We start from the raw sequence: 23,107 nt of genomic DNA, 5'->3' as shown, positions 1-23,107 counted from the left end.
ATGAGTCCCAAACGTCACCGTTACCGCGAAAGCCAGAAAGCCGCCGCGCGATTGGCGCAAACGGAAGCCGCCGACGCTGCTAACCCCTCTCCTGCACAGCGGTATCAGGCTTTCAAAGCAAACCAACAGTCCCCGGAACTCTACGAGTTCCAAGCCCTGTTCGATTTCCCCTTGGACGACTTTCAAATCGAGGCTTGCCAGGTACTTGATAAGAGGCAAGATGTCCTGGTCAGCGCCCCAACCTCGGCCGGAAAAACCATCGTTGGCCTGTATGGGATTTTCTTGGCTTTGCGCCAGGGCAAACGCCTGTTTTACACGACACCGATTAAAGCGTTATCTAACCAAAAGTACCTGGAACTGGTGGAGTTATTTGGTGCGGAAAACGTCGGACTGTTGACCGGCGACACAGCGATAAACGGCGACGCCGCCATCATTGTGATGACCACGGAAGTCCTGCGAAACATGATTTATGCCGCCGCTCCGCTGGCTGACTTGGGATATGTCGTTATGGATGAGGTCCACTATCTATCCGATCATTTCCGCGGGCCGGTGTGGGAAGAAATCATTATTCACCTCGATGCATCCGTGCGACTCATTTCCCTTTCTGCCACGATTTCCAACGCTAACGTGTTCGCACAATGGCTTCAGACCCTGCGCGGTCCTACCACGGTCGTTTCGACCTCAGTCCGGCCGGTGCCGTTGAAACATTTTATGGTCAGTGCCTCGGGAGAAATCCTGCCCCTGTTCGCCAAAGGCGAGGTGGGCGGACATCTGAACCGGGCTCTTTTAGCACAAGCCGCCCAGCAGGTCATGCCACGCCGCGGCCGCATGCCCCGCCGGATACGCGCGGACAGACCCGCGGTAGCGCGCAGCCTGGAACAGCAAGACCTGCTTCCGGCGATTGTGTTTATCTTTTCCCGGCAGGGCTGCAACGATGCGGCTGCGCAAGTATTTGACGCCGGTTTGCGCTTCACCACCAAACCGGAAGCCGACCAGATTCGCCTCGAAATCGAGACGAACCTGGCAGGTTTCAGCCAGGGCGACTTGAGCGCGATTGACGTTTCGAATTGGGAGGAAACCCTGGCCGCCGGTATCGCTCCGCACCACGCCGGGTTGCTACCGATTCAAAAGCAGCTGACAGAATCTCTGTTCGCAAAAGGCCTGATTCGCCTGGTTTTCGCGACCGAAACGCTGGCTCTGGGCATTAATATGCCCGCTCGTACCGTCGTCTTGGAATCACTAAACAAGTGGAACGGCCAGGAGCGCGCAAACCTGACGCCGGGGGAGTACACCCAGCTCACGGGCCGTGCCGGGCGACGCGGGATTGACTCGGTGGGGTACGCCCTGACCCTGATGGAAGTGAAGAATCCGCCGCAGTTGCTGGCCAATCTAGCCAGTCAGCAAACATACCCGCTGCACTCAGCTTTCGTCCCGACCTTTAACATGGCAGTAAACCTGCTGGCCCGCACTACCTTGGAGGGTGCGAAGGAAACTGTCGAAAAATCTTTTGCTCAATACGTAGCGTTGGGGAGTTCGCGCAAACTGTTTTCACAGCTGCGCCGGTTTGAAGAATTGGCCGCGGATCAAGCAGGCGCGGCGAGCTGTGAGCGCGGGGACGTGCTGGCGCTATTGGACTTAATGAACGCCCTTTCCAAAGCGGAAAAGCAGGCCAAACAGCGGCGCCACAGTGGGGAAAACACCCCCGAGAACCAGCAAGCCGACCGCCGGGCTATTGAACAGGCCCGCGCCCAGATGAAATCCCACCCGGTCTACAGCTGTCCCGACCGAGACAAACACCTGGTGAAAGCCCGTCAGGCCGCGAAAAATCGGGAATCTGCCCAGATGACTCGCCAGAGGATTGAAAACCGCACCAAGTCCCTGGCTCGCCAGCTGGACCAAACCTGTCAAGTATTGCGCGAACTGGACTATGTTGATGATGATTTCCGTCTGCGTGACGCCGGAACCATGCTGCAATCGGTGTATAACGAGCGGGATTTATTGGTTGTGGAATGCTTGCGCCGCGGCGTTTTCGATGATTTGAATGTGGCGGATTTGGCGGGGGCGCTCTCCGTGTGCCTGGCGCAAAATCGCACCGGAGGTTTGTCTCGCTTGATTCCAGCCGAGGCTTCCCCCAGCCTGGCCGCGGCCTTGGAATCCATGGCACGGATTAACTTTGAAATCGCCACCCTGCAGCAAGAACACTACCTCGAGGCCTATCCGCCGTTGGAAACGGATTTGCTGCCCGGGGTCGTGGCGTGGGCCCAGGAAATCAGCCTTGGGCAGTGTCTGGAACTGACCGGCATGAGCGCCGGGGACTTTGTGCGGGTCATTCGCCAGGTCATTGACCTCGCTGACCAGCTGCGCAAACTGAATCTCAATCCGGCTCTGCACACGAAATTCCGCAGCGTCATCAACCAGGTCAAACGGGGAGTGGTGACGTGGGACTTCTGATAGCTCTGCCCCTGTCTTTCTTAGGGGGAGTGGCCGGAGCCCTCGCTTTTCCGCACTGGAATCTCTGGCTGTTGCTGATTCCTTCCGTCATGATTCTGCTGGGCACTTTGCGCTGGCAGTATCGGCACGGCAAGTCTGGGCGCCGGGTTCTGTTGGTGTCCGCAGTATGGGGGTTCGGTTTTTTCGGTCCGCAGTTGACCTGGACCGGGGTTTCCGCCGGTTCGGTCTTGCCGTGGATTGCCTTGACCATTCTAGAGACGCTGTTTATCTGTTTCTTTGCACAAGTGTGGGTGCGCGGGGAACAGGCCATCCCGCGCTTTCCCCGTTTGTTTGGGGTGGCGCGGCTGATTTGGGCGCCTCTGGCTTGGGTCGGGGTGGAACAGCTGCGTGCCTTGATTCCTTTCGGGGGGTTTCCCTGGGCCAAACTTGCCTTTGCGGTGGTGGACACGCCGTTGTTGGCATGGGCGCCGTGGGGCGGTAGTGCGCTGGTCAGCGGGGTCTGCGTGTTCATTGCCGCCGCCGCGCTGGAATTTCTGGGCCGACACCGCGGCTTGATCCTACGTATTGTGTCGCTGGCCGCCCTGGTGGCTGCTGTCGTTTTTCCCACCCTGGTACACCCCGCATTGCCTGAGATTACCGGGCATGTCACGGCTGCCGCAGTCCAAGGCAATACGCCGGGCCGTGACCCGCAAACAGCATTCGGAAAACGCTATGAAGTTCTGCAAAATCACGTGGATGAGTCTCTACGTTTGCGTCACCGGACGGCTCAACACGTTGACGTGGTGTTGTGGGCAGAAAACGCGGCAGACGTGGATCCGCGCACCAGCCCTAGTGCCGCCGCGCTGGTGAACGAAGTCACCGCAGCCTTCCAGGCCCCGCTCATCACCGGAACGTTGGGAGCCGGGGCGCGCGGACCGGGGGTCGCCAGCCTTGCCGGGAACGAAGTTGACACCAGTTCCCTGCAGAACACCATATTGGTGTGGTCAGACGGGGAGGTCCGAGACACTTACGCCAAGAAACACCTGGTTCCTTTCGGCGAGTATCTGCCCTGGCGTAAATTCTTTGCCACTGTCATTCCTGCTTTCGCCACCTTGGTTCCCACGGATTTGGTTGCGGGCGAAAGCGTGGCCCAGCTCGAGGTCTCATTGTCCGGTCGAGACACGCGCTTGGCCAGCCCGATTTGTTACGAGATTGCCGATGATGACCTGGTGCGCCAAGCGGTGACTGGCGCGAACTTCATCTACGTGCCGACATCGAATTCTTTCTTTGGTTCTTCCGATGAAGCTGACCAGCAACTCGCCATTGCCCGCTTTCGCGCCGCCGAACACGCTTTGGACACTATTCAAGTATCCACCATGGATTCCACCGCTCGAATTGATGCCCACGGCCAGATTGTAGGCCGGGTCATTCCGAACTTTACAGCCGGCAGTTTCGTTACAGATATTCCCCTGCGCAGCGGAACTACCCCCGCCACCGTCATCGGGGGGCTGCTCGGGCTGGGATCGCTGGTATTGGTGGTTCTGGCTGCGGCTTTGCAAGTTTTATTAGCTATGACAGAAAGTTGGAAACGTGGAAAACACTAATCTCAATGCGAAAACCGTTATCGCTATCCCGACTTATAACGAACGGGAAAACTTGGAATGGATTATCGGGGAAGTTTTGGCCCAAGCACCGGGGATCCACATCCTCATCGTGGATGATAACTCGCCTGACGGTACGGGTCAGCTGGCAGATGCCTTAGCCGCGGACCGCCCGCAGCTTCACGTGTTGCACCGGGCGGGCAAGGAAGGTCTGGGACCAGCGTATTTAGCGGCGTTTGCCTGGGCGGATAGTCACGGATTTACCTGGGTCGGGGAATTCGATGCCGACGGCTCGCACCGGCCTGAGGACTTACCGCGTTTGTTGGCTCTGGCTCACGGCAGCGGTCGCCCGGACCTAGTCATCGGCTCGCGCTGGCGGCGCGGGGGAGCGACCGCGGGATGGTCAAGGTCGCGCCAACTGCTGAGTCGGGCGGGCAGCTTTTATGTCAATGCGGTACTGAGGCTGGACGTAGCCGACACGACGGCGGGTTTTCGGGTCTATCGGGTCGATTTCCTAAATCGTTTGCTGCAGCGTTACGTCATTGAATCAAAAGGGTATGGTTTCCAGATCGAGATGACCTGGCGGACGCGCCGGGCGGGGGGCAAGATTGTGGAAGTGCCCATCACCTTTGTGGAACGCCGGGCGGGAACTTCGAAAATGAGCGGGTCAATCATCAAGGAAGCGTTCCTGGAAGTTGTTAAATGGCGGATACGGGAACTGCGCAACCTGGCATAGTGTTATGTCATTTTTCTAGGAAAAGAAACCGCGTCATAATGAAACAGACAGCGCTTTTAACGTTACCGTCCGTAGTGCCGCCGGCCAGAGCGCAAAGCCTCCAAGCGCTCGTCTAACAGAATCTGGAGTTCTTCCTCGGTGCGCCGTTCAATGAGATGCTCCCAGTGGTTGCGCTGCGGTTTGGCGGTGTTTTCTTCTTGGAAGTCTTCCGCGCCGTTTCGTACTGCGATTTTCGAACAAATCGGGCAATCCCAGGCATCTGGCACCTCAGCGTCAATCGCGAAGGGAATATCGAAAGCGTGTCCTTCCGGGCAGGTGTAGTCCACATTTTGGCGCTCTACAAAAACAACGCCTTCTTCGGACTCAAGAGAATTGGAACCCATACGCATCCCGCGTAGTGCGCGATCAGCCACGATTAGTGCCTCCTTGTTATGCTTAGCGGTTCATTCTAACCGATTTAGGGGATTTTTGCTCAAAAGCGGTGTTGTAGCGTTGGTATTGTTCTCTCGCTGTGCCGCTCCAATCCGATAATATATATTATGTCATTTTGCGTATGCCGGGGACATAGCGCTCTATCCCCCCACTTTGTGTGCAAAAAATGTCCCGGTCGGAACGCATCTCCCTAACCTCCGACCGGGACACTGTCTTGCCAAAGTTTTGGCACCGCGCTGGTGAGCGCGAAAAAATCTGTTAGCTGACTTGGCGGCGGCGTGCGCGACGCTCTGCCAATTCATCGCGCACTACCACGTTGTCGTCATTGATGTTCTCTACAGGCAGCTGCGCCAGCTCACCCTCAATTTCGTGCCAGACGCGTCCTACTGCAATACCAAACACACCCTGACCGCCCTGCACCAAGTCGATGACTTCGTCTTGTGAAGTACAGGCGTAAACCGAAGCACCGTCACTCATGAGGGTAATCCCCGCCAGGTCCTCGACCCCCATCTTGGACAAGGTCGCTACAGCCACGCGAATCTGTTGCAGCGAAACGCCGGTATCCAGCAGGCGCTTTACAACCTTGAGCAACAGGCAGTCCCGGAAAGAATAGAGACGTTGCGAGCCCGAACCGCGGGCGTTGCGCACGGACGGTTCAACTAAACCGGTGCGCGCCCAGTAGTCGAGCTGGCGATAAGTAATTCCGGCTGCCTTGCAGGCAGTCGGTCCGCGAAAACCGGTTTCCTCGTCGATGACTGGCAGAGTCTCACCAAACAGCATCCCCTGCTTGATTTGCGGTACTCCAGTCTTGCTTGGCTTTTCCAAGGCAACCTCCGTTCAAGTGTGTTTCTATTTTAGATTATGCACCATAGAAACGTGGTCTGATGCGCGGCGCGCCCAAACCTTGCACTTAAAGTTTAAGTGCAAGGTAGGTCGAGAGACAAACAGTTCCCTCTCCTGTGGCGATGGCCTACAGCTCGTCGACTCCGACAGTCAGCAAAGCCTCGGCTAAAGCCTGCAATTGCGCAGAAAGTTCTACCGCCCGCACCTGGGCACGATCCTTGGCGGCGGCGTTGTTCTTTTGCCGTTCCGGAGCCACCACCCGGTCAATCAAATCCAAAATTGCGTTGACAGCCGAGTAAACGGAGCGTAAATTCCGCGGCTCGATACCCTGTTTCTCCAAGACTTCCAACGCCTGCACCACCGCGACCGCACCGGAAGAAAACCGGGAAGAAAAATCCGGGGTAATCAGCTTGGCATTGACCGCTTTTTCCAACAGTTCCTCGGAAGCGCCGGTATAAACCAGTAAATCTCGCAACGAGATGCGGGAATGGTTCGGCAGACGCACCTGGCCCTCCGAAGCCACAACCCGCATGACCGGCTGCACCGGTAGGGGCTCCTCCCCCAAATCCAAGAGCCGCAAATTTTCGCCTATCTGATTCAGCGGCAGGTAACTGTCACGCTGAGCTTTCAGGGCGTAGCGAATGCGCTCTAAATCGGCCTGGGAATAGCCGCGGTAACCATTGGACATCCGAGCCGGGCAGACAATCCCGTGCTTCTCAAAATTGCGCAATTTAGCCTGAGACACTGAAGGAAATTCCTTCACGATAATCTCGTGCACTCGTCCAATGGACATAGTCGGCTCATGACTTACCTCTGGAGGCCACGACCCGTCAACGTCATTGACTTTTCGGGCTGCCTGATTCATTGCTTAAAATTCACCGCCGGGTAGTAAGCCAATCGAAACTTGCCAATCTGGACTTCCTCCCCCGGTGTCAGCAGGTGAGACTCCACTCTTTCCCGGTCAATATAGGTACCGTTGAGTGAGCCGACATCGCGAACCAGGTAACCGTTTTCTTGACGGATAAACTCGCAATGCCGGCGAGAAACCGTCACATCATCGAGGAAAATATCTGACTTGGGATGCCGCCCCGCGGTAATGCGGTCCGTATCGAGCAGGAAACGCGCCCCCGCGGAAGGGCCACGCTGCACGATGAGCAGTGCCGAACCTGCAGGCAGAGCCGCTACGGCCTCCTCGTCTGCGGAGGACAAAACTCGCTTACCCAGTTCTGGTTCCGTTTCAGTAATACTGCCGATAGCTCCAAAAACTGCAGTTTCAGTAGGATCCGGTCCTGGATTCGTTTCCGACACTTCGTCCTCCTTTAAAAATCTTGGTATCTCTACTTTAGTAGAAGCGCCGAAAAAAAGTTAACCAATTTGTTACCTTCCGGACTGTCACAAGCTCGAAGGGTATCATAGACCCTAAAATGACATTTGCATGTAAGTATTCAGATAGAAACCAGGTCAAAAGGGGCATTACAGTGGCCGATGCAGCCTACCTTGAATGGGCGCTTTCTCTGACTGATAAGCAGGTCGGAGTCACTCCCCTGGCGTCTCCTGTCGCCGCGCTAACTTTCCCTTTCTCCGATGGTTCTTTGAACACGACCTATCGCCAGCTGCGTGCTGGCGGCACTTTCCAGCTTTCTGACGCTTCTGGGGACGCCGATACCCAGCTCACCACCGCTGAACACTGGCGCTGGCTGGTGGCGAACCGTAGTGACGGACTGGAACTGCAGCTCGCTCTCGGTTTTCTGGTCGCGAACCGCGGCAATCTCCGCTTCCCCGTGTTTCAGGGCCGGCTGAGTCCTGACCTTGACAGTCCGCTAGGATTCTTACAGCTGGCAAAAGACGAAAAGCTGAATCTCAACAGCACGTTAGTACGTTTGTTGCAGCAAAAGTTTCAGATACCTTCCCGCTGGGTGGGCGCGGGACGAAGCGCCCGTGGTCTGGACCTTGATGCCATTCTGGAGGCGTTACAGGAAGCTTTAAAACACAGCCCCCTCCAGGACAAAATGCATCTGGAACGCCAAGCTGCCGTGGGGTTGGCCCATTGTGACTGGTCTACAGCGGCGGCCGACCTGAAAGCTCACCTGGAGGATTACCGCAGCTCCGCCCTGGTGCAGCGCTATGCCACTAGCAGCTCCCCCACGCAACTTTCCGAAGACAGCGACGCTACTACCCTATCCGGAGATATTTTTGCCCCCCTGAAGGCCGACCGCAAACAGTTGCTAGTACCGAAATTCTTTGGACAAGGCCACAGTCTCATTCTTTCTGGCGTTCCGGCGACGGGAAAAACCGATGCCGTCGTGAACGCCCTGGCACAGTCCCTCGTGCAGGAACACTCCGTACTGGTAGTGGGCAGCCGAACCAGTCTGAAAAATCTGCGCAATCGGGTTCGGAAAGCCGGGTTTGAACACGTGTTCCTCACCCTTGACCCCCAAGTTGAAAAACGCGATGAACGCAGCCAGGCGCTGCTTCGGGCGGCTTGGGATCGGCCGGTCAACGCTGATGCGGGATACCTTGATTCCTGCCGGGCTTCCCTGAAAACCCTGTCCCAAGATTTGGATTTGTACCTGAACCAGATTCACGAGGTCGGCCCCAACCACGTTTCGGCATGGCAGGCCTATACCGCGCAAATCATGACTGCCGCTGAGCTGGAGCCCGAGGAACGAGTCTTGGCGGGCCGGTTGGCAGCGGCTCCGAATTTCCCCTACCTGTCCAACGACCGGTCTGCTGCAGCAAAACTTGGTAAGGAACTGGCAAATCTGGATGCCAACTCGGTTAATGGTCTCGGCGCTAATCCCTGGTCTCTCGTAGGTGAAACCGCGCGCAATGTAGACCGTACTGAACTGAAATTGGCTCTGAAAGCCTTGGAAGAAGCCATTACCCAAGCTCACCCCGCCGTGCTGGAAATCATGTCCGCCACTTCCGAGCTAGCAGCCTGGCCGATTTTTGCCCGATGGCTGGATTTGTTAGAGATTGGATACGGCAGAGCTCCGGTCGTGCTTACCGAGCCCGAACGCCGTACCGTTACTTCCGCCATTGAGACTTTGCAGCAGTCCTTGCGGGATTTGTGGGAAGAGGCTACTCCACTGCTGGAAATTGCCGGTCCGGCCTATCATTCCGGTAAAGACCTGGACTTATTGATGGATGCACGCCACGCGGAAGCTTCCGGAGGATTTACCCGCAACAGTAGGCGCAAAGCCGTTTTGGCGCAGCTGCAGCCCTACTTGACGGGACCGGTTACCCCTAATAAGGTGGCGGACTTGCTAGAGGACCTCAACGCCCTGCGAATGCGCGCCGAAGCCCTGGCATTGCGGATTGGCGCCAACCCCGTGCTGGGATTGAAAGATTTTGACACTTTAGCTCCAGACGCCCGCGAAAAATTCTCAAATCACGCCGATACGGTGCTGAGCGCGATTGAGCTGAGCCACTATTTGCCCAACCGACGATCAGATTTGGAATCTTTAATGCCGCTGGCTCGTCAAGGCGGCCATTTAGGTCAGCAAGTTCGGGCCATTTCCCAGTCTTTTGCTGATGTTTTGCAGTCCTTGCAGGTGGCTACCTCGGATTTGGAAACCTGGTCACAAGGCCTGCCGCCCCTGGGTCGTTACCTGCAGGTTCGTAAGGTTTGGGCCTCGTCGCTCAGCTCTGAGGACTCGACGCTTGACGATATTTTGGCTTTCCGGACGCTGACCCCCAAGCTGAGTGCCTTGGGTTTAGATGACCTCGTCACCTGGGTGTCTGAGGGGACGCTCAGCGGAATGGCCATTCAAGGAGTACTCGAGCACGCCCTTTCGGTTGCTGCGGTACGTGAACGCCAGCGGGCTTTAGCGCAACAGGGGTTTGATCCGGTGACCCACGCGGCCCAAGTGGAACGCCTGTCATTGAATTGCACGGAAGCTCGTCGCGAAATTATCAATGAAGTCATTTCCGCGGCAGGCGAGTTTGCCCAGCGAGCCGACAAAGAGACCTTGCGCCGTTTTGGGGCACGACTGCGTTCCGAGGATTTTTCCATTCACCAAGCTTTACGCGAAGATTTAGAAGGTGTCCTCACCCGTACCCCGATTGTGGGTTTAACTCCGTTAGAAGTCATCACTCATTTGCCCGATTTTGCTGACCAAAACACCAGCTTTGATGCGGTAATCATTTTGGACGCCACCGAACTGCCTTGCGGGTCTGTGGTGAAAGCCCTGGCTGGCGCCGCCCAAGCGATGTTTGTCGCCGTTCTGCCAGCGACCACCAGTTTCGCAAAAGGTCGGGCGCGCAACGCTTACGAGTTCGCGAAAGCTGCCGGTTTTCCTGAGTACGAACTCACTACCCGCTACGGTCGAGATTTGACACCCACTCCCAGTCGCCTAGCGCAACTGCTGATACCTGACAAGTTAGAAACATGGCCGGTAGCGCAGACTCAGTCGCAACCGGTTTCAATCATAGAGTTTCCCCCGGCACTTCACCCCGTGCCCCTACACCTCGCCAACGAAAATCCCGGCTGGAGGGGGTCTGGAGCCGACTATGTGTGGTTTGAAAAGGCCGGAAATTTGCTGATGAATCTGTGCCTGAAGAACCGCGGTAAATCCGTCACGGCGCTGACCTGGACTTCTGAGCTAGCGGCAGGAATTCGCTGGTATCTCAATGAAGCGAATCGGCAGGGCGACATTAATTTGATGAATCTTCGCGTCACGCACCTGGGTGCAGCCGGCGCTGCATTTCCCCATGCGGCTATGAGCGTATCGGAACTCGGCGGAGGTTATGGCGATGGTGAAGGTGGTGCCCCCTGTGATTTATTGGTGTGTTTCCTCGGCTCCACCCCCCAGCCGGAAACATCGAAATCCGCTCTCACACGTGACCCGTCCCTGACCTGGACCCGAATCTTGCTAGAGACTAATCGTCAGGTGCTGTTCGTAGTGAACCGTGATCTAGACCAATCCTCACTGCCAGATTTCTTGCAAGATATTTTGAACGCCCCTGGCATAGCCCGGGATGCCGCTCCCGTTTCCGCAGTGCGAGACTACCTCGCTCGGCTGCTAAGCCATGCGGGGCTGGAAGTTCGCACCAATTTGGGGCCAGCTCCGTTACGCCTAGACCTAGCGGTTCGCGGAGACAGGGGTGCGCCTTGGCTGGGCCTGATTCTGGACAGCCCCGAGCAACGAGAGGTGCGTTCTGCGTGGGATCGCGAAGTCGGCGTGCCCCAGTACCTACTGGAAAACTGCGGTTTCGGCGCTATCGAACATGTGTATTTAACTCAGCTGATGGACAACACGGATGAAGTGACCCGGCGTCTCGTTTCCATAGCCTTGGACCTGGCCTTTCCGGGAGACGTTACCGATGGTTCGGTGGCTAGTGACGACCGCTATACCTCTCCCTCACGCATCGCGGCCGCTCAAAATAACCGCGGCGACGAGCCTTGGGAAGTTCCTGATGAAACTGAATGGAACCTACCTCAACCCCTGCGCGAGGCCGCAGCTCGTCTCCAGACCGAGGACACCTCTGCAGCTCCCGCTCAGACAGCATCTCCGGAGGAAACCGCAGTTGTGCCGCGTGAACCCCAGCCGGAGCATCCCACGCCGACCCCGGTTGAATCGCCCTCCGCCCGAATTGAAGACCTTCCCCCGGCCGGGCAACGCAAAACCCACTCTGCGCTACCGGTCATTGCTGACATGCCCGCTGACGCTTTTACACATCTGGACCGTGAGGAGCTCACCCCGGCTCCTGATGCTCCCACTCTCGGCGACCAACTCGGCGACCAAGAAACCGACGTTTTTATTGAGCTCGCTCAAAATCCTGCTGCCAACACGGAGCTAGGCAAGATTTCTAAGCCCGGTCTGGGTGCGTTTGCCCCCCTCTTCTTGCCTGAGGAGTCCCCCGAAGATGCCGATAAGCCGTCTACCGCCCCGGTTCCGGCGAACCCCCTGATGAATCCAATACCAGAACCTTCCGAACCGATAGTTACCGAACCCGTAATCCCCAATTTCACCGCCCAAATTCCTGCTGACGCCGTTACTGCTGCGGTTCCGCAACCGTTCGTACCTCGCGGTAAACCCCTGCAGTCCCAGGGTTCCAAGGAAGTCCTCGACGATCTGCAGGATCCTGCCAATGCCGCCGCCGTGGCGGATGCGATGGCACAAGTACTCTATACGGAAGGTCCCATCGGGGAGGCTCGGCTGGCTAAACTCGTCGCCGACGCGTTCGGAATGCAACGGTTACACCCGAAACGTCGTCAAAAAATCTTAGAATTGCTCGATTCCGATGTTCACCAAGACGTCACCAAATTCGGTACGTTCATCTGGCCTGCCGGCACCTCTGCCCAGAACTTTACCGTTTTCCGGACCGGATCGATTTATGGCCAACGCGCTCTGGTGGACATCTGTGATGAGGAGTTTAATAACGCTTTGACCTGGGTTATTGACACACAGCACCCTCTGGAGGAGGAAACCTCTGAAGCAGTCGCGCGCGTCTTGGATCTAACTCCGGCACGCACAGATATTCGTCAGCGAATGCAAGCCGGGCTGAAATCTTTGGAACAGGCGGGTCGTCTGCGGCGCCGGGCGGGTCATTTGTATCTGCAATAATTTTTCAAATGTTGAAACGTGCCTGCCACTCAGGGTTTAATGGCGGTAAGTGATTGGAGTTCACAGATGTCAAAACGAAAAAATGGTTCGTCTAAGCCAAATCTGACGGTATCTAGGCCTGGTAATCGCTCCGGCACCGTTCTGGCTATTGTATTGGTCGCCATTGTGCTGGCCTTGGTTATCGTGTTTATTAAGATTGCAACCACGAAACACGAGCTCGCGGCCCAGCCTGCGGATACCATCGCCGGTACGAAAACGATGATTGACTTCGCCGAACCCCAAACCTACGAAACTGGACGGGGTATTTGGCTCAAAGGCGGAAAAGTTTTGACGAACGAAGAAATCACCGCCGAAGCAAAGAAAGGCACCAAGGTCCTGGAACTGTACTACGACTACTTGTGCAATATCTGTAACGACGTCGAAGCCCAACTCAATGATGGCCAACAGCTCAATGACTTGGTAGAGGGTGGTAAAGCCATTGTTGTGTTGCGGCCGACCCTGACCCATGCCCAGCAGTTAAAATTCCCCAACATAGCTTATTCCGCGAATAATCTCATGTATTGGACAGCGGAACATCACCCTGACAAGCTGTGGGAACTCAGCAAAGATTTGACCGGGTTCGCGATGAATAGCTACAAGTCGGCTGATTACGAAAAGAACCAGAATAATACCGAGTGGGCGCAGACAATCCGCGAACCTGATGCCGAGCTGGCTAAAATAGCTGCCGCACACGGCATCGATTACAAGTCTGTTCCTCCGGCAACCCCGGAGTCTGGCTTGCAGGCAATTAATATTCTGGCCGAACAGCGGATTAAGAGCCTCGGACGTGACAGTGCTGGAACCCCCCTGTACATTGCCAACGGCCGGGTCGTGGACTTGACCGGTCTGGGGTCGGATGACAAGTTGCTAGAAAAGGCTACCCTCTAAAGTTTCCCTTAGATTCCTGAGTCTGTTTCGGAACTCATCCAGTTACCACGGCCTGTGTCATCGCTCGAGGAGGCCAATACGCCGTCAGCTAGCGGGACAGCGGGTCACTCCTGGGGTCGGAAACTCAGGGCCACCGAATTCATGCAAAACCGGTTGCCGGTCGGAGTTTGCGGCGCGTCCGGGAACACGTGTCCCAAGTGGGAGCCGCAGTTGGCGCAGCGAACTTCGGTGCGAATCATGCCGTGAGAGGTATCGGTGACTTCGCGTACCGCTCCCGGCTTCGCCTCGAAAAAGCTCGGCCAACCGCATCCGGAGTCAAACTTCGTATTGGCATCGAACAGCGGCTCCCCGCACGCTCCGCAACTGTAGAGACCGGCACGTGTTTCATGGAGTAGTTCCCCGGTGCCTGGTCGCTCTGTAGCGGCTTGCCGTAACACTGCATAAGCACGTGGGCTCAGCCGAGCTTTCCATTCCGCATCGCTAACATCTACAGTCATTTTTTACCTTTCGGTTTCAGGATTGTTGCCAGATATTGCCCGGTAAACGAACCGGATACCTGCGCCACGGCCTCGGGAGTGCCCTCCGCGACCACGGTACCACCACCCTTACCGCCTTCCGGGCCGAGGTCAATAACCCAGTCGGCGCACTTGATGACATCGAGGTTGTGCTCGATGACCACCACGGTGTTTCCTTTCTCGACCAGTCCCTGCAGGATGGCCATGAGTTTGCGGATGTCGTCGACGTGCAGACCGGTGGTCGGTTCGTCGAGTACATAGATAGCGCGTCCATTTGTGCGCTTATGTAGTTCGCTGGCCAGCTTGACTCGCTGGGCTTCCCCACCGGACAGCGTGGTTGCGCTCTGGCCGAGCTTTACATATCCCAAGCCAACCGCGGTCAAAGTGTCCAGGTAGCGAGACACGCCGGGGATGGAGGAAAAGAACTGCGCGGCTTGAGAAATCGGCATATCCAAAACATCGCGAACATTTTTTCCGTGATAGTACACTTCCAGGGTTTCCCGGTTATAACGCGCCCCGCCGCAAACTTCACAGGGCACATAGACGTCGGGCAAGAAGTTCATCTCGATTTTCAAGGTACCGTCGCCGCGGCAGGCTTCACAGCGTCCGCCTTTGACGTTAAAGGAAAACCGTCCGGGTCCATACCCACGAATCCGCGCTTCTTCGGTCTGGGCAAACAATTTCCGAATCGCATCCCAAACACCGGTATAAGTCGCTGGATTCGACCGTGGGGTGCGGCCGATGGGCGATTGATCCACGTGAATAACTTTGTCCAGATGAGCCGTGCCCTCAATCTGCTTGTGACGTCCCGGAACCACGTGGGCTCGGTTCAGATCTCGGGCTAGCGTCTGGTACAAAATAGAGTTAACCAGGGTGGATTTCCCGGAACCGGAAACCCCGGTAACCGCGATGAGGCAACCCAGGGGGAACGACACGTCTATGTTCTGCAGGTTATTTTCTCGCGCCCCCCTTACCGTCAAAATCCGCTGTGGGTCAGGTTTGCGGCGTTGACGTGGGATTTCGATTGATTTCCGTCCGGCCAAATAGTCTGCGGTCAGTGAGGATTGGTTTGTCAGCAAATCCTCCACCGTCCCGGAATGGACGATTTGTCCCCCGGCCTCCCCCGCTCCGGGACCGATGTCCACCACCCAGTCGGCCGACCGGATAGTGTCCTCATCGTGCTCCACCACGATGAGGGTATTGCCTAAGTCGCGCAAACCTTTCAAGGTATCGATGAGGCGTTGATTATCGCGCTGGTGCAAACCGATGGAAGGCTCGTCTAGCACATAGAGCACGCCTACCAGTCCAGATCCAATCTGGGTAGCTAAGCGAATGCGCTGGGCCTCGCCCCCGGAGAGAGTATTTGCCGCTCGCGATAGCGTCAGGTAGTTCAACCCCACGTCTATGAGGAACGACAGTCGCGCCCGGACCTCTTGTAAAATCGGTGCGGCAATTTTAGCTTTCATACCAGATAAAGGAATATCTCTTAAATAGGATTGAACTTCGTCGATGGCCAAATCGGTCAGTTCAGAAATATTAAGCTCCCCGATACGAACCGCTAAAACTTCAGGCTTCAAGCGCCGCCCCTGACACGTCGGACAGGGCACTTCCCGCATATAGCCTTCATATTTCGCTTTGGAAAAATCAGAGTCGGTTTCATCGTAGCGACGCTGGATATAGTTCGCGGCGCCCTCGAAACCGGTGGTGTAGACCCGTTCGCGCCCCCACCGGTTGCGATACTTCACCCGTACCTTATAGTTCTTGCCCCACATCAGATATTCACGCACCTGCTCGGACAAATCCTGCCACGGAGTATCGAGGTCAAAACCTACCTCGTCACCCAGCCCTTTTAAGATGCGCTCCATGGTGTCTTTGGAACTGGTCCAAGGACTGACGGCACCTTCGCGCAAGGTCAATTCGGGATTGGGCACCACAAGTTCAGGGTCAATGACCAAACGGGAGCCAATCCCGGAACAATCGGGACAGGCGCCGTACGGTGCGTTAAAGGAAAACGTGCGCGGCTCGATTTCTTCCAAAGCCAGCGGATGATTATTCGGACAGGCTCGTTTTTCCGAAAAACGACGGCTACGTTCGGGATCCTCCGGGTCGCGGTCAACAAAATCAACCACCACCAGTCCTTCTGCCAGCGCCAGAGCAGTCTCGATAGAATCCGCCACCCGCGAACGGGAACCCTCCCTGATGACCACCCGGTCAACCGACACCGAAATATCGTGTTTCAGCTGTTTTTCGAGAGTCGGGGGTTCTTCCAGGCGATGATTCTCGCCGTCCACCCGCATCCGGGTAAAACCCTTGGCAGCCAGTTGCGCAAACAGTTCCGAGTACTCGCCTTTACGTCCGCGAACCACCGGAGCCAAGACCTCTAATCGGGTCCCCTCCCCCAAAGTGAACAGCCAGTTCACAATTTGTTCCGCAGACTGGGCTGTAATTTCCTCGCCGCACACGGGACAGTATTGGGTGCCGGCTCGCGCAAACAGCAGGCGCAAATAGTCGTAAATCTCGGTAATGGTGCCTACTGTAGAGCGCGGGTTGTGAGACGTAGACTTTTGGTCAATCGACACCGCGGGAGACAGCCCCTCGATGAAGTCGACCACGGGTTTGTCCATCCGCCCCAAGAACTGCCGGGCATAGGAGGACAGGGATTCCACGTAACGGCGTTGCCCTTCGGCAAAAATCGTGTCAAAAGCTAACGACGACTTGCCAGAGCCGGATAAACCAGTGAACACCACCAAGGCATTCCTAGGAATTTCAACGTTAACGGCCTTGAGGTTATGTTCACGCGCTCCGTGGACTTTCAAAGTTTCATGCACCTGTTCAGTTTAATGCCCCCGGGAGTTTCTGACGATTCGGGCCGGTTTTCGTTGCGCGTGGCACGTGCCTAGAATTGAGCTATGAGTAAAGTCGTTGTTATCTACCACTATGACCCCGCCCGTGAGGCCGACCGAGCCACAATTCGACCCGAACATCTGGCTTACCTGGGGAACTTGGAAAAATCCGGGAAACTTCAGGCAGCCGGCGCCTGGATGAACGAAACCGAAAAACCCGGCGCGCTGCTGCTGATGAACGTTGAGACTCCGGAGGAAGCGTTGACGTATCTGAAACACGATCCCAACCAGGTTCATGGCATCGTGCAGGAAATCGAGACCCACCTGTGGGGACCGGCCATCGGTTCCTAACTGCTGATACTGCATAGTTGGTTGGCACGATTCCATGCCTTTTATCCGTTGGTTTTTTACCTACGTAGACTGGTTTGTTTTTACCCTGCTGTTGATTATGATTGCGGGGATTTTTATACCGTTGCCTGCCGCAGTAGTGACATTTGTGGGAGAGGTTAGCCACTATGCGATTGCTGTACTGTTCTTTGTCTACGGGGCACGCCTGAAAACTGCCGAGGTCATGGGCGGGCTTAAGAACTACCGCCTGCAGCTGGTCATTCTGGCATCGACTTTTGTGCTCTATCCCCTGCTGGGGTTTTTGAACTATCAAGTCTCCGGGTGGTTCTTGGGGGCCAGTTTTGCCTTGGGCATGTATTACACCTGCCTGCTGCCATCCACGGTACAGTCCTCCATCGGTTTTACGTCCATCGCCGGGGGCAATGTCGCCGGAGCGGTCACGGCCGCCACTATCTCTAACCTGGTCGGGACGTTCGCAACTCCCCTGTTGGTCCTGTTGCTACTAGGCAAGGCCGGGACCGTCTCGCTGACGACTCTACGCGATATTGCCGTATTGATTTTGCTGCCGTTCGTGCTGGGTCAGCTCAGCGGACGGTGGACCCGCAACTGGTTGAACGCTCACCCCATCATCACGAAAACAGTCGATAAAGGCACGATTTACCTGGTGGTGGTTTCGGCTGTTTCCGGCGCGAAGCTGCATGGTTTGTGGGACACCGTGGGGGCTGTAGACTTCGTGCTGATTGGGGTGGATGCCTTCGTCATCGTTGGTATCATGCTGATTTTAACGTGGTTTGGGTGGGGAAAACTCTGCGCTTTGAATCGTGCCGACCGTATTGCCGCCATGATGTGCGGCTCGAAAAAGTCTCTGGCTACCGGCCTACCGATGGCCATGATTATTTTTCCGACTTCCATGTTTGGCGCCATTGCGGTACCCATTATGTTGCTGCATTTAGAGCAGCTCATTATGTGTTCGGTTATTGCTTCACAGCTGGGACGCGGTGCCGGTTCCTGGAAAGCTGATTTCTGAAAACCTAGCCTCGGACTGCCCAAGCTACGGCCTCACTGACAGCTCCCGGACCACCCATGACCACGGACAAACCACGGTTAGGTAGCTGTGCCAATCGGGATGCGGCGGGTGCAGACAGGACATTGGGGTTGGTCAGCAGCAAGCAGGAGTTACGGTGTGCGGCCAAAGCCGCTCCTGCCAGACCATCGGGGAAGTTCACCCCACTGGCGACGACCGCGGAAGTGGCACCGGGAGCAAAGGCTTGGGCCACAAACTGAGCAGTTTGATAACGATCCAAACCTTGAATGGGTTGCGACTTGTAACCTGCTAATCCGGCTTGATTCCACGCCTGTACCGCCGGTCCGCCAATGGGAAATATACTTCCACCCGATTGGGCTTTATGGTTTCGAATAAACTCGACCGTTTCCGGCGGGAGAGAACCTCCTGCGTTCAGCACCACCACACCGTGCGCAAACGCTGCACCCGCTCCTGAACTCAACGCATCGGGAAATGAAAGGCCGTCAGCCAAGAAGATTGGTGTTTGAGTGATACCGCGTTGATTCCATTCCGCAATAGTTTGGCCGGCAACCGCCGCGGCGGTACCGTAGCGATTCGTTCCGTAAATGTGACTGACCTGCACTCCTCGGGCCTGCAAATTTCCCAGCGTAGCAGGGTCAAAAGCTACTTGCCCCCCCACCAATCGCACGTCGCGAATTCCCCTAGCCTGGATTTCGGCTACCGTAGCGGGTTCCACCACAGGACCGTTCGACAGGACCAGCGGAGCGCCCAGCGCCGCGGCTAAGGGGCCGGCGCTGAGGGCATCGGGTGCTGCGGTGCCGGTGGCGATTACCAGGGAGGGGCCGGTAAATCCACCTTGACGCCAAGCGGCAAGAGAGGTTGTGACCCGGTCAGGTCCGAAAACACGACCCGGTGCGGGATTGGCAGGTAACGCAGCTCGGGGTTGCTGATTCGGCTGCTGATTAGGGGGTGTTTGCGGTTGCTGATTGGGGGCCGGATTGTGGCCGGCATCGGCGGGCGGATTCGGTTGGGCCGGCACTATCCAAGGCGTGCCTTCCCAGGGAACCGCTTTGATTGACTCAAAAATCCATCTGGCGAACGCTGCGCTGGGGACAAATTTGTAGTCCTCAGGGCGCAGGTATCCCCGCGGCGCTTGCACCGCCGCGGACAGCACACCATAGACCACCCCTCCGCTGACCAGAGGACCGCCGGAATCGCCAACTTCGGAAATATTGCTGCTGGCAGAACGAGCGTAAAGAAACCCATCCCCCGGACTGCCCAGAGAACTCAACTGCCCGACTTTCAAATCGACTCCGGTGCCGAAACCGTAAAACTGAGCCGATGCACCCGAACTCAGTTTTTGGATGCTGAAGGGCAAGGTATTTTTTCCGGGGGCATTGAGTTTTACCAAAGCTACGTCCAGGTAAGGGTGACCTACGATATTGGTGACATGGTAAGGCCAGTTGTAGTTCACGTGCGCGCCCACGGAAGCATAAGCATGTTGAAGATTCGCGTTGTTTACACAGTGTTTTGCAGTCAGCACCCAGTCCGGGGTGACAAATGTACCGCTGCACTTCATCCACCCGGAATCGATACGGTTCACGATTTGGAGGGCCACAGCCCAATCAGTTTTAGAGCCTCCGGCCAGGTTGCCACCTTTGATAGCTTGAGCAGGAACCGGCATCGCCAGAAGGCTGGCAGAGAAAACAGCCACGGTCAGTACGGTCCACCAATGACGAAGAATTAGATGTCTGCTCACAATGATAATTTATCGGCGAGTCTGCGTAGTATTTAGAATTCCACGTTTTTCGGGGTCAATCGCGGCGCTCTTGGTTCGCCCGATGTCGGCTAACCAATAGAGAAGTCACCGTGGTAATAATCAGCACCCCGACTATGTAGCCCAAGGACACTGGGATGGTCGCTTCGGGTAGTCCGGTAAAGGGCTGGCCACCGTTGATAAACGGAATTTCGTTCGTACTCAACGCGTGAATGATGAGTTTGCCTCCGATGAAAGCCAGAATGGCGGCCAGTCCGTAGTGTAAGAAAATCAAGCGTTCCATCAGGCCTTCGATAAGGAAGTACAACTGGCGCAATCCCATCAAGGCAAAGGCGTTGGCGGCGAACACGATGAAGGCTTCGTTGGTGAGACCGAAAATGGCGGGAATGGAGTCAACCGCAAACATCACGTCTGCTGACCCCACCGCCACAACCACCAGGAGGAAGGGCGTGATGCGACGTTTACCATCAATCATCGCAAAGTATTGATGCCCCACATAGTTAGGTGTGACCGGGAAAATCCGGCGCACCCAGGCCACAAAAAAGTTATCTTTGTATTCCGCCTCTTCCTCGGAACTTGCGCTACCTTCACGAATCTGTTGCACCGCGGTAAACAGCAGAAATACGCCAAAAATATAGAAAATCCAGCTGAACTGTTCGATGAGGGCGGCTCCCAGCAGGATGAAAATGAGACGGAACGCCAGCGCCAAAGTAATGCCGACCGCAATGATCTTTTGCTGTACCTCGCGCGGAGCTTTAAAGGCCGAAATGACAATGACAAACACAAACAAGTTATCCAGCGACAGTGACCACTCGGTCACCCAGCCGGCAAAGAATTGTCCGCCCAATTCCCAGCCTAGCGTCAAACCGATGACCAACCCAGCCGCCAAAGCAATGACAATGTAGATAGCGGTCCACGTCGCCGCTTCCTTCAGGGAAGGGAAATGGTCCTTGCGGACGTGGGCAAAAAAATCAAAAGTCAAAATGCCGATAACGACGACAAAGAGAATTATCCAAGCCAGTAGGGGCACATGCATGCGTAAACGTTCCTCCGGTACGAAACTAGTTGGGTACCGAAAGTCTCTCCCCGCCTGACGTCACGCAGGCCGATGACACCGAGTGTCGCGATTCCGCAGTATGGACAGCGGATAGCTTCACTGTGATGACGATGCCCCCATTAGTGGGAATACTCCCTCTCGTACCTACAATTGTATCAGTATGCGGTCACGTTTCTAAAACATAGGACTTAAGTACTATGATGTCGCTTGTCGAAGCGTACGGCCCGCATTGTTGCCGGTCTAATAATTTTCAGAAAGGTCCAATATGTGCATAACTACAGTTGTACCTGCAGGAGCCGCTGGAACCACGGCTAACCCCGCAGGCATCGCCATCGCGATGATTATCTATTTCGTAGCCATGATCATGATTGGCATCTATGGCTATTCGCGTTCCAAGAGCTTGGACGACTATATGCTGGGCGGGCGTGACCTGCCTCCGTTCGTAGCCGCCCTTTCCGCTGGTGCAGCAGACATGTCCGGCTGGTTGATGATGGGGCTGCCTGGCGCCATGTACCTCAGCGGGATTTTCAACGGCTGGATTGCGATTGGTTTGACAGTCGGTGCCTGGATCAACTGGCTGGTCACCGCGCCGCGTTTGCGTGCTTATACGGAGGTCGCTGGCGACTCGATTACGGTCCCCTCATTCTTTTCCAACCGTACTCACGATGACTCCAAAATTATCCGCTACGTAGCGGGCATTATCATCGTGGTGTTCTTTACCCTGTACGTGTCCTCGGGGATGGTTGCCGGTGGTACCTTCTTTAAGTCCACCTTCGGCTGGGACTATCACGTCGGCATGGTGTTTGTGGCCGGTATCGTGATTCTCTACACCCTGATTGGCGGCTTCCTGGCTGTGTCTTGGACAGATATGGTGCAAGGTATGATTATGATGGTGGCCTTGGTGGCGGTGCCGATTATGGGCCTGGTGGTTATTGGTGGGTTCGGCGGTGTTGCCGAAGGCCTGTCGGCCACTGGCGACAGCTCCCTGTTGAACCCTCTCGGTACCGGACTTGACGCCGTTGGGTGGATGGACTGGATTTCCAACGTAGCATGGGGATTTGGCTACTTCGGGATGCCCCACATTATCGTACGTTTCATGGCGTTGCGTTCCCCGCGCCAAGCTACTCCAGCCCGGCGCTTCTGGTTGGGGTGGATGGTGTTCTGCTTGCTCGGTACCGGTTTGACAGCCATTATCGGCCGTGCCATGAGCGAAAAGGGTATGATTCCCGATTTGATGCCGAAAGAGGGCATGGAGGGCAATCCCCAAGAAACTGTGTTCCTGGTTATGGGGACCACGTTGTTTCCGGCCATTATGGCTGGCTTCATGCTGGCCGCTATCCTGGCCGCAATTATGTCCACCGTATCCTCGCAACTGCTGGTGACGTCCTCGGCCATGGTAGAGGACATCTATCACGGGGCAACCAAGAAAGAACTCAGTGATTACAAGGGCGTGCTGCTCGGTCGGATTACGGTTCTGTTGGTGTCCGTGGTGGCTGCTCTGCTGGCCATAGATCCGTCGAACTCCGTACTTGGACTGGTGTCCTTTGCCTGGGCAGGTTTCGGCGCCGCTTTTGGCCCCATCGTCATTTTGTCCCTCTATTGGAAGAAACTGACCTGGCAGGGAGCAGCTTCTGGCATGGTCGTGGGTGCCGTCGTGGCGGTGCTGTGGAACAAAGCGTTCAACAACGGCGACGCCTCGTGGATTGCCTATACGCACCTGTATGAAATCGTGCCCGGGTTCATGCTGTGCCTGCTGGTAGCTTGGCTAGTATCCAAAGCGACTTGGCGGGATGATCCTCAGATTCTTGAGGAATTTGAACGTGCCGTGGCCATCGCTAAGGGGCAGCCCGATCCGAAGGGTCTGATTAAGACTCTCGAGGAAAAACAGTCTCAATCTGGTGCGGAGGAACAGAATTCCTGAATTTTTCCACAATGGACGTTAACGTCTATGCAATAAACCTCAGTAAATGATAGGTAAAAGGGTACGGAATTACTCTCGCGAGCA

General features: G+C 56.0%; 16 protein-coding genes. 8 read left to right on the top strand and 8 right to left on the bottom strand.

Annotated elements, in window-relative coordinates; genetic code table 11:
- Genes Q0V70_RS02865 through Q0V70_RS02855 form a run of 3 tightly spaced genes read left to right on the top strand, consistent with a single transcriptional unit; the run spans position 1 to position 4,767 of the window.
- Entirely contained in the window at positions 1-2,451 is a 2,451-nt protein-coding gene (locus tag Q0V70_RS02865; RefSeq protein ID WP_297588171.1) for an RNA helicase, read from the top strand.
- A complete protein-coding gene (gene lnt, locus Q0V70_RS02860; protein WP_297588169.1) occupies positions 2,439-4,034 on the top strand; it encodes an apolipoprotein N-acyltransferase in 1,596 nt (531 codons plus the stop codon). Before Q0V70_RS02865 ends, lnt begins: the two co-directional genes overlap by 13 nt.
- Positions 4,021-4,767, top strand: coding sequence for a polyprenol monophosphomannose synthase (locus Q0V70_RS02855; RefSeq protein WP_297588166.1), 747 nt, complete (start codon positions 4,021-4,023; stop codon positions 4,765-4,767). The genes lnt and Q0V70_RS02855 overlap by 14 nt, the downstream gene beginning before the upstream one ends.
- A 62-nt stretch (positions 4,768-4,829) precedes the next feature.
- On the opposite strand, the gene Q0V70_RS02850 is transcribed toward Q0V70_RS02855, so the two are convergent.
- The 4 genes from Q0V70_RS02850 to Q0V70_RS02835 form a co-directional block, all read right to left on the bottom strand.
- Positions 4,830-5,180 carry an RNA polymerase-binding protein RbpA gene (locus Q0V70_RS02850; protein WP_297588162.1) on the bottom strand — a complete coding sequence of 117 codons (351 nt, stop codon included), beginning with the start codon at positions 5,178-5,180 and terminating at the stop codon, positions 4,830-4,832.
- 277 nt (positions 5,181-5,457) lie between these two features.
- The gene (locus Q0V70_RS02845; RefSeq protein ID WP_297588608.1) at positions 5,458-5,979 is read right to left on the bottom strand and encodes a MerR family transcriptional regulator; all 522 of its coding nucleotides are present in this window, start codon (positions 5,977-5,979) and stop codon (positions 5,458-5,460) included.
- A gap of 190 nt (positions 5,980-6,169) precedes the next feature.
- Entirely contained in the window at positions 6,170-6,907 is a 738-nt protein-coding gene (locus tag Q0V70_RS02840) for a MerR family transcriptional regulator (RefSeq protein WP_297588159.1), read from the bottom strand.
- Positions 6,904-7,350, bottom strand: coding sequence for an FHA domain-containing protein (locus Q0V70_RS02835; protein WP_282921577.1), 447 nt, complete (start codon positions 7,348-7,350; stop codon positions 6,904-6,906). The genes Q0V70_RS02840 and Q0V70_RS02835 overlap by 4 nt, the downstream gene beginning before the upstream one ends.
- Positions 7,351-7,520: 170 nt before the next feature.
- Between Q0V70_RS02835 and Q0V70_RS02830 the strand changes: the two genes are divergently transcribed.
- Both Q0V70_RS02830 and Q0V70_RS02825 read left to right on the top strand, forming a co-directional pair.
- Positions 7,521-12,611 carry a DUF3320 domain-containing protein gene (locus Q0V70_RS02830; RefSeq protein ID WP_297588156.1) on the top strand — a complete coding sequence of 1,697 codons (5,091 nt, stop codon included), beginning with the start codon at positions 7,521-7,523 and terminating at the stop codon, positions 12,609-12,611.
- A 66-nt stretch (positions 12,612-12,677) separates the two neighbouring features.
- Positions 12,678-13,538: a hypothetical protein gene (locus tag Q0V70_RS02825; RefSeq protein ID WP_297588154.1), complete on the top strand. Its 861-nt coding sequence runs from the start codon at positions 12,678-12,680 to the stop codon at positions 13,536-13,538.
- A gap of 104 nt (positions 13,539-13,642) precedes the next feature.
- On the opposite strand, the gene msrB is transcribed toward Q0V70_RS02825, so the two are convergent.
- Together msrB and uvrA are read right to left on the bottom strand one after the other, a co-directional pair.
- The gene (msrB, locus tag Q0V70_RS02820; protein WP_297588152.1) at positions 13,643-14,035 is read right to left on the bottom strand and encodes a peptide-methionine (R)-S-oxide reductase MsrB; all 393 of its coding nucleotides are present in this window, start codon (positions 14,033-14,035) and stop codon (positions 13,643-13,645) included.
- Entirely contained in the window at positions 14,032-16,881 is a 2,850-nt protein-coding gene (uvrA, locus tag Q0V70_RS02815; protein ID WP_297588150.1) for an excinuclease ABC subunit UvrA, read from the bottom strand. Before uvrA ends, msrB begins: the two co-directional genes overlap by 4 nt.
- An 81-nt stretch (positions 16,882-16,962) precedes the next feature.
- Here uvrA and Q0V70_RS02810 point away from each other — a divergent pair, with 81 nt between their 5' ends.
- Positions 16,963-17,247, top strand: coding sequence for a YciI family protein (locus Q0V70_RS02810; protein WP_297588147.1), 285 nt, complete (start codon positions 16,963-16,965; stop codon positions 17,245-17,247).
- A gap of 34 nt (positions 17,248-17,281) precedes the next feature.
- Complete coding sequence (locus Q0V70_RS02805) at positions 17,282-18,271, top strand: bile acid:sodium symporter family protein (RefSeq protein ID WP_297588145.1); 990 nt, start codon at positions 17,282-17,284, stop codon at positions 18,269-18,271.
- A 4-nt stretch (positions 18,272-18,275) separates the two neighbouring features.
- Here the strand turns inward: Q0V70_RS02805 and Q0V70_RS02800 are convergent, their stop codons facing one another.
- Both Q0V70_RS02800 and Q0V70_RS02795 read right to left on the bottom strand, forming a co-directional pair.
- Positions 18,276-20,027, bottom strand: a complete 1,752-nt coding sequence (locus Q0V70_RS02800) for a cell wall-binding repeat-containing protein (RefSeq protein WP_297588142.1) — start codon at positions 20,025-20,027, stop codon at positions 18,276-18,278.
- 55 nt (positions 20,028-20,082) lie between these two features.
- The gene (locus Q0V70_RS02795) at positions 20,083-21,081 is read right to left on the bottom strand and encodes a TerC family protein (protein ID WP_297588139.1); all 999 of its coding nucleotides are present in this window, start codon (positions 21,079-21,081) and stop codon (positions 20,083-20,085) included.
- A gap of 286 nt (positions 21,082-21,367) precedes the next feature.
- Here Q0V70_RS02795 and putP point away from each other — a divergent pair, with 286 nt between their 5' ends.
- Positions 21,368-23,023 (top strand): sodium/proline symporter PutP, encoded by a 1,656-nt coding sequence (putP, locus tag Q0V70_RS02790; protein ID WP_297588136.1) that lies wholly within the window; start codon positions 21,368-21,370, stop codon positions 23,021-23,023.
- The last annotated feature ends 84 nt before the right edge of the window (positions 23,024-23,107 follow it).

The sequence above is a fragment of the uncultured Mobiluncus sp. genome, assembly GCF_947087965.1.
Lineage (GTDB): Bacteria > Actinomycetota > Actinomycetes > Actinomycetales > Actinomycetaceae > Mobiluncus.
Note: the sequence above shows the minus strand (reverse complement) of the source record. Positions and strands in the feature narration are given on the sequence as shown.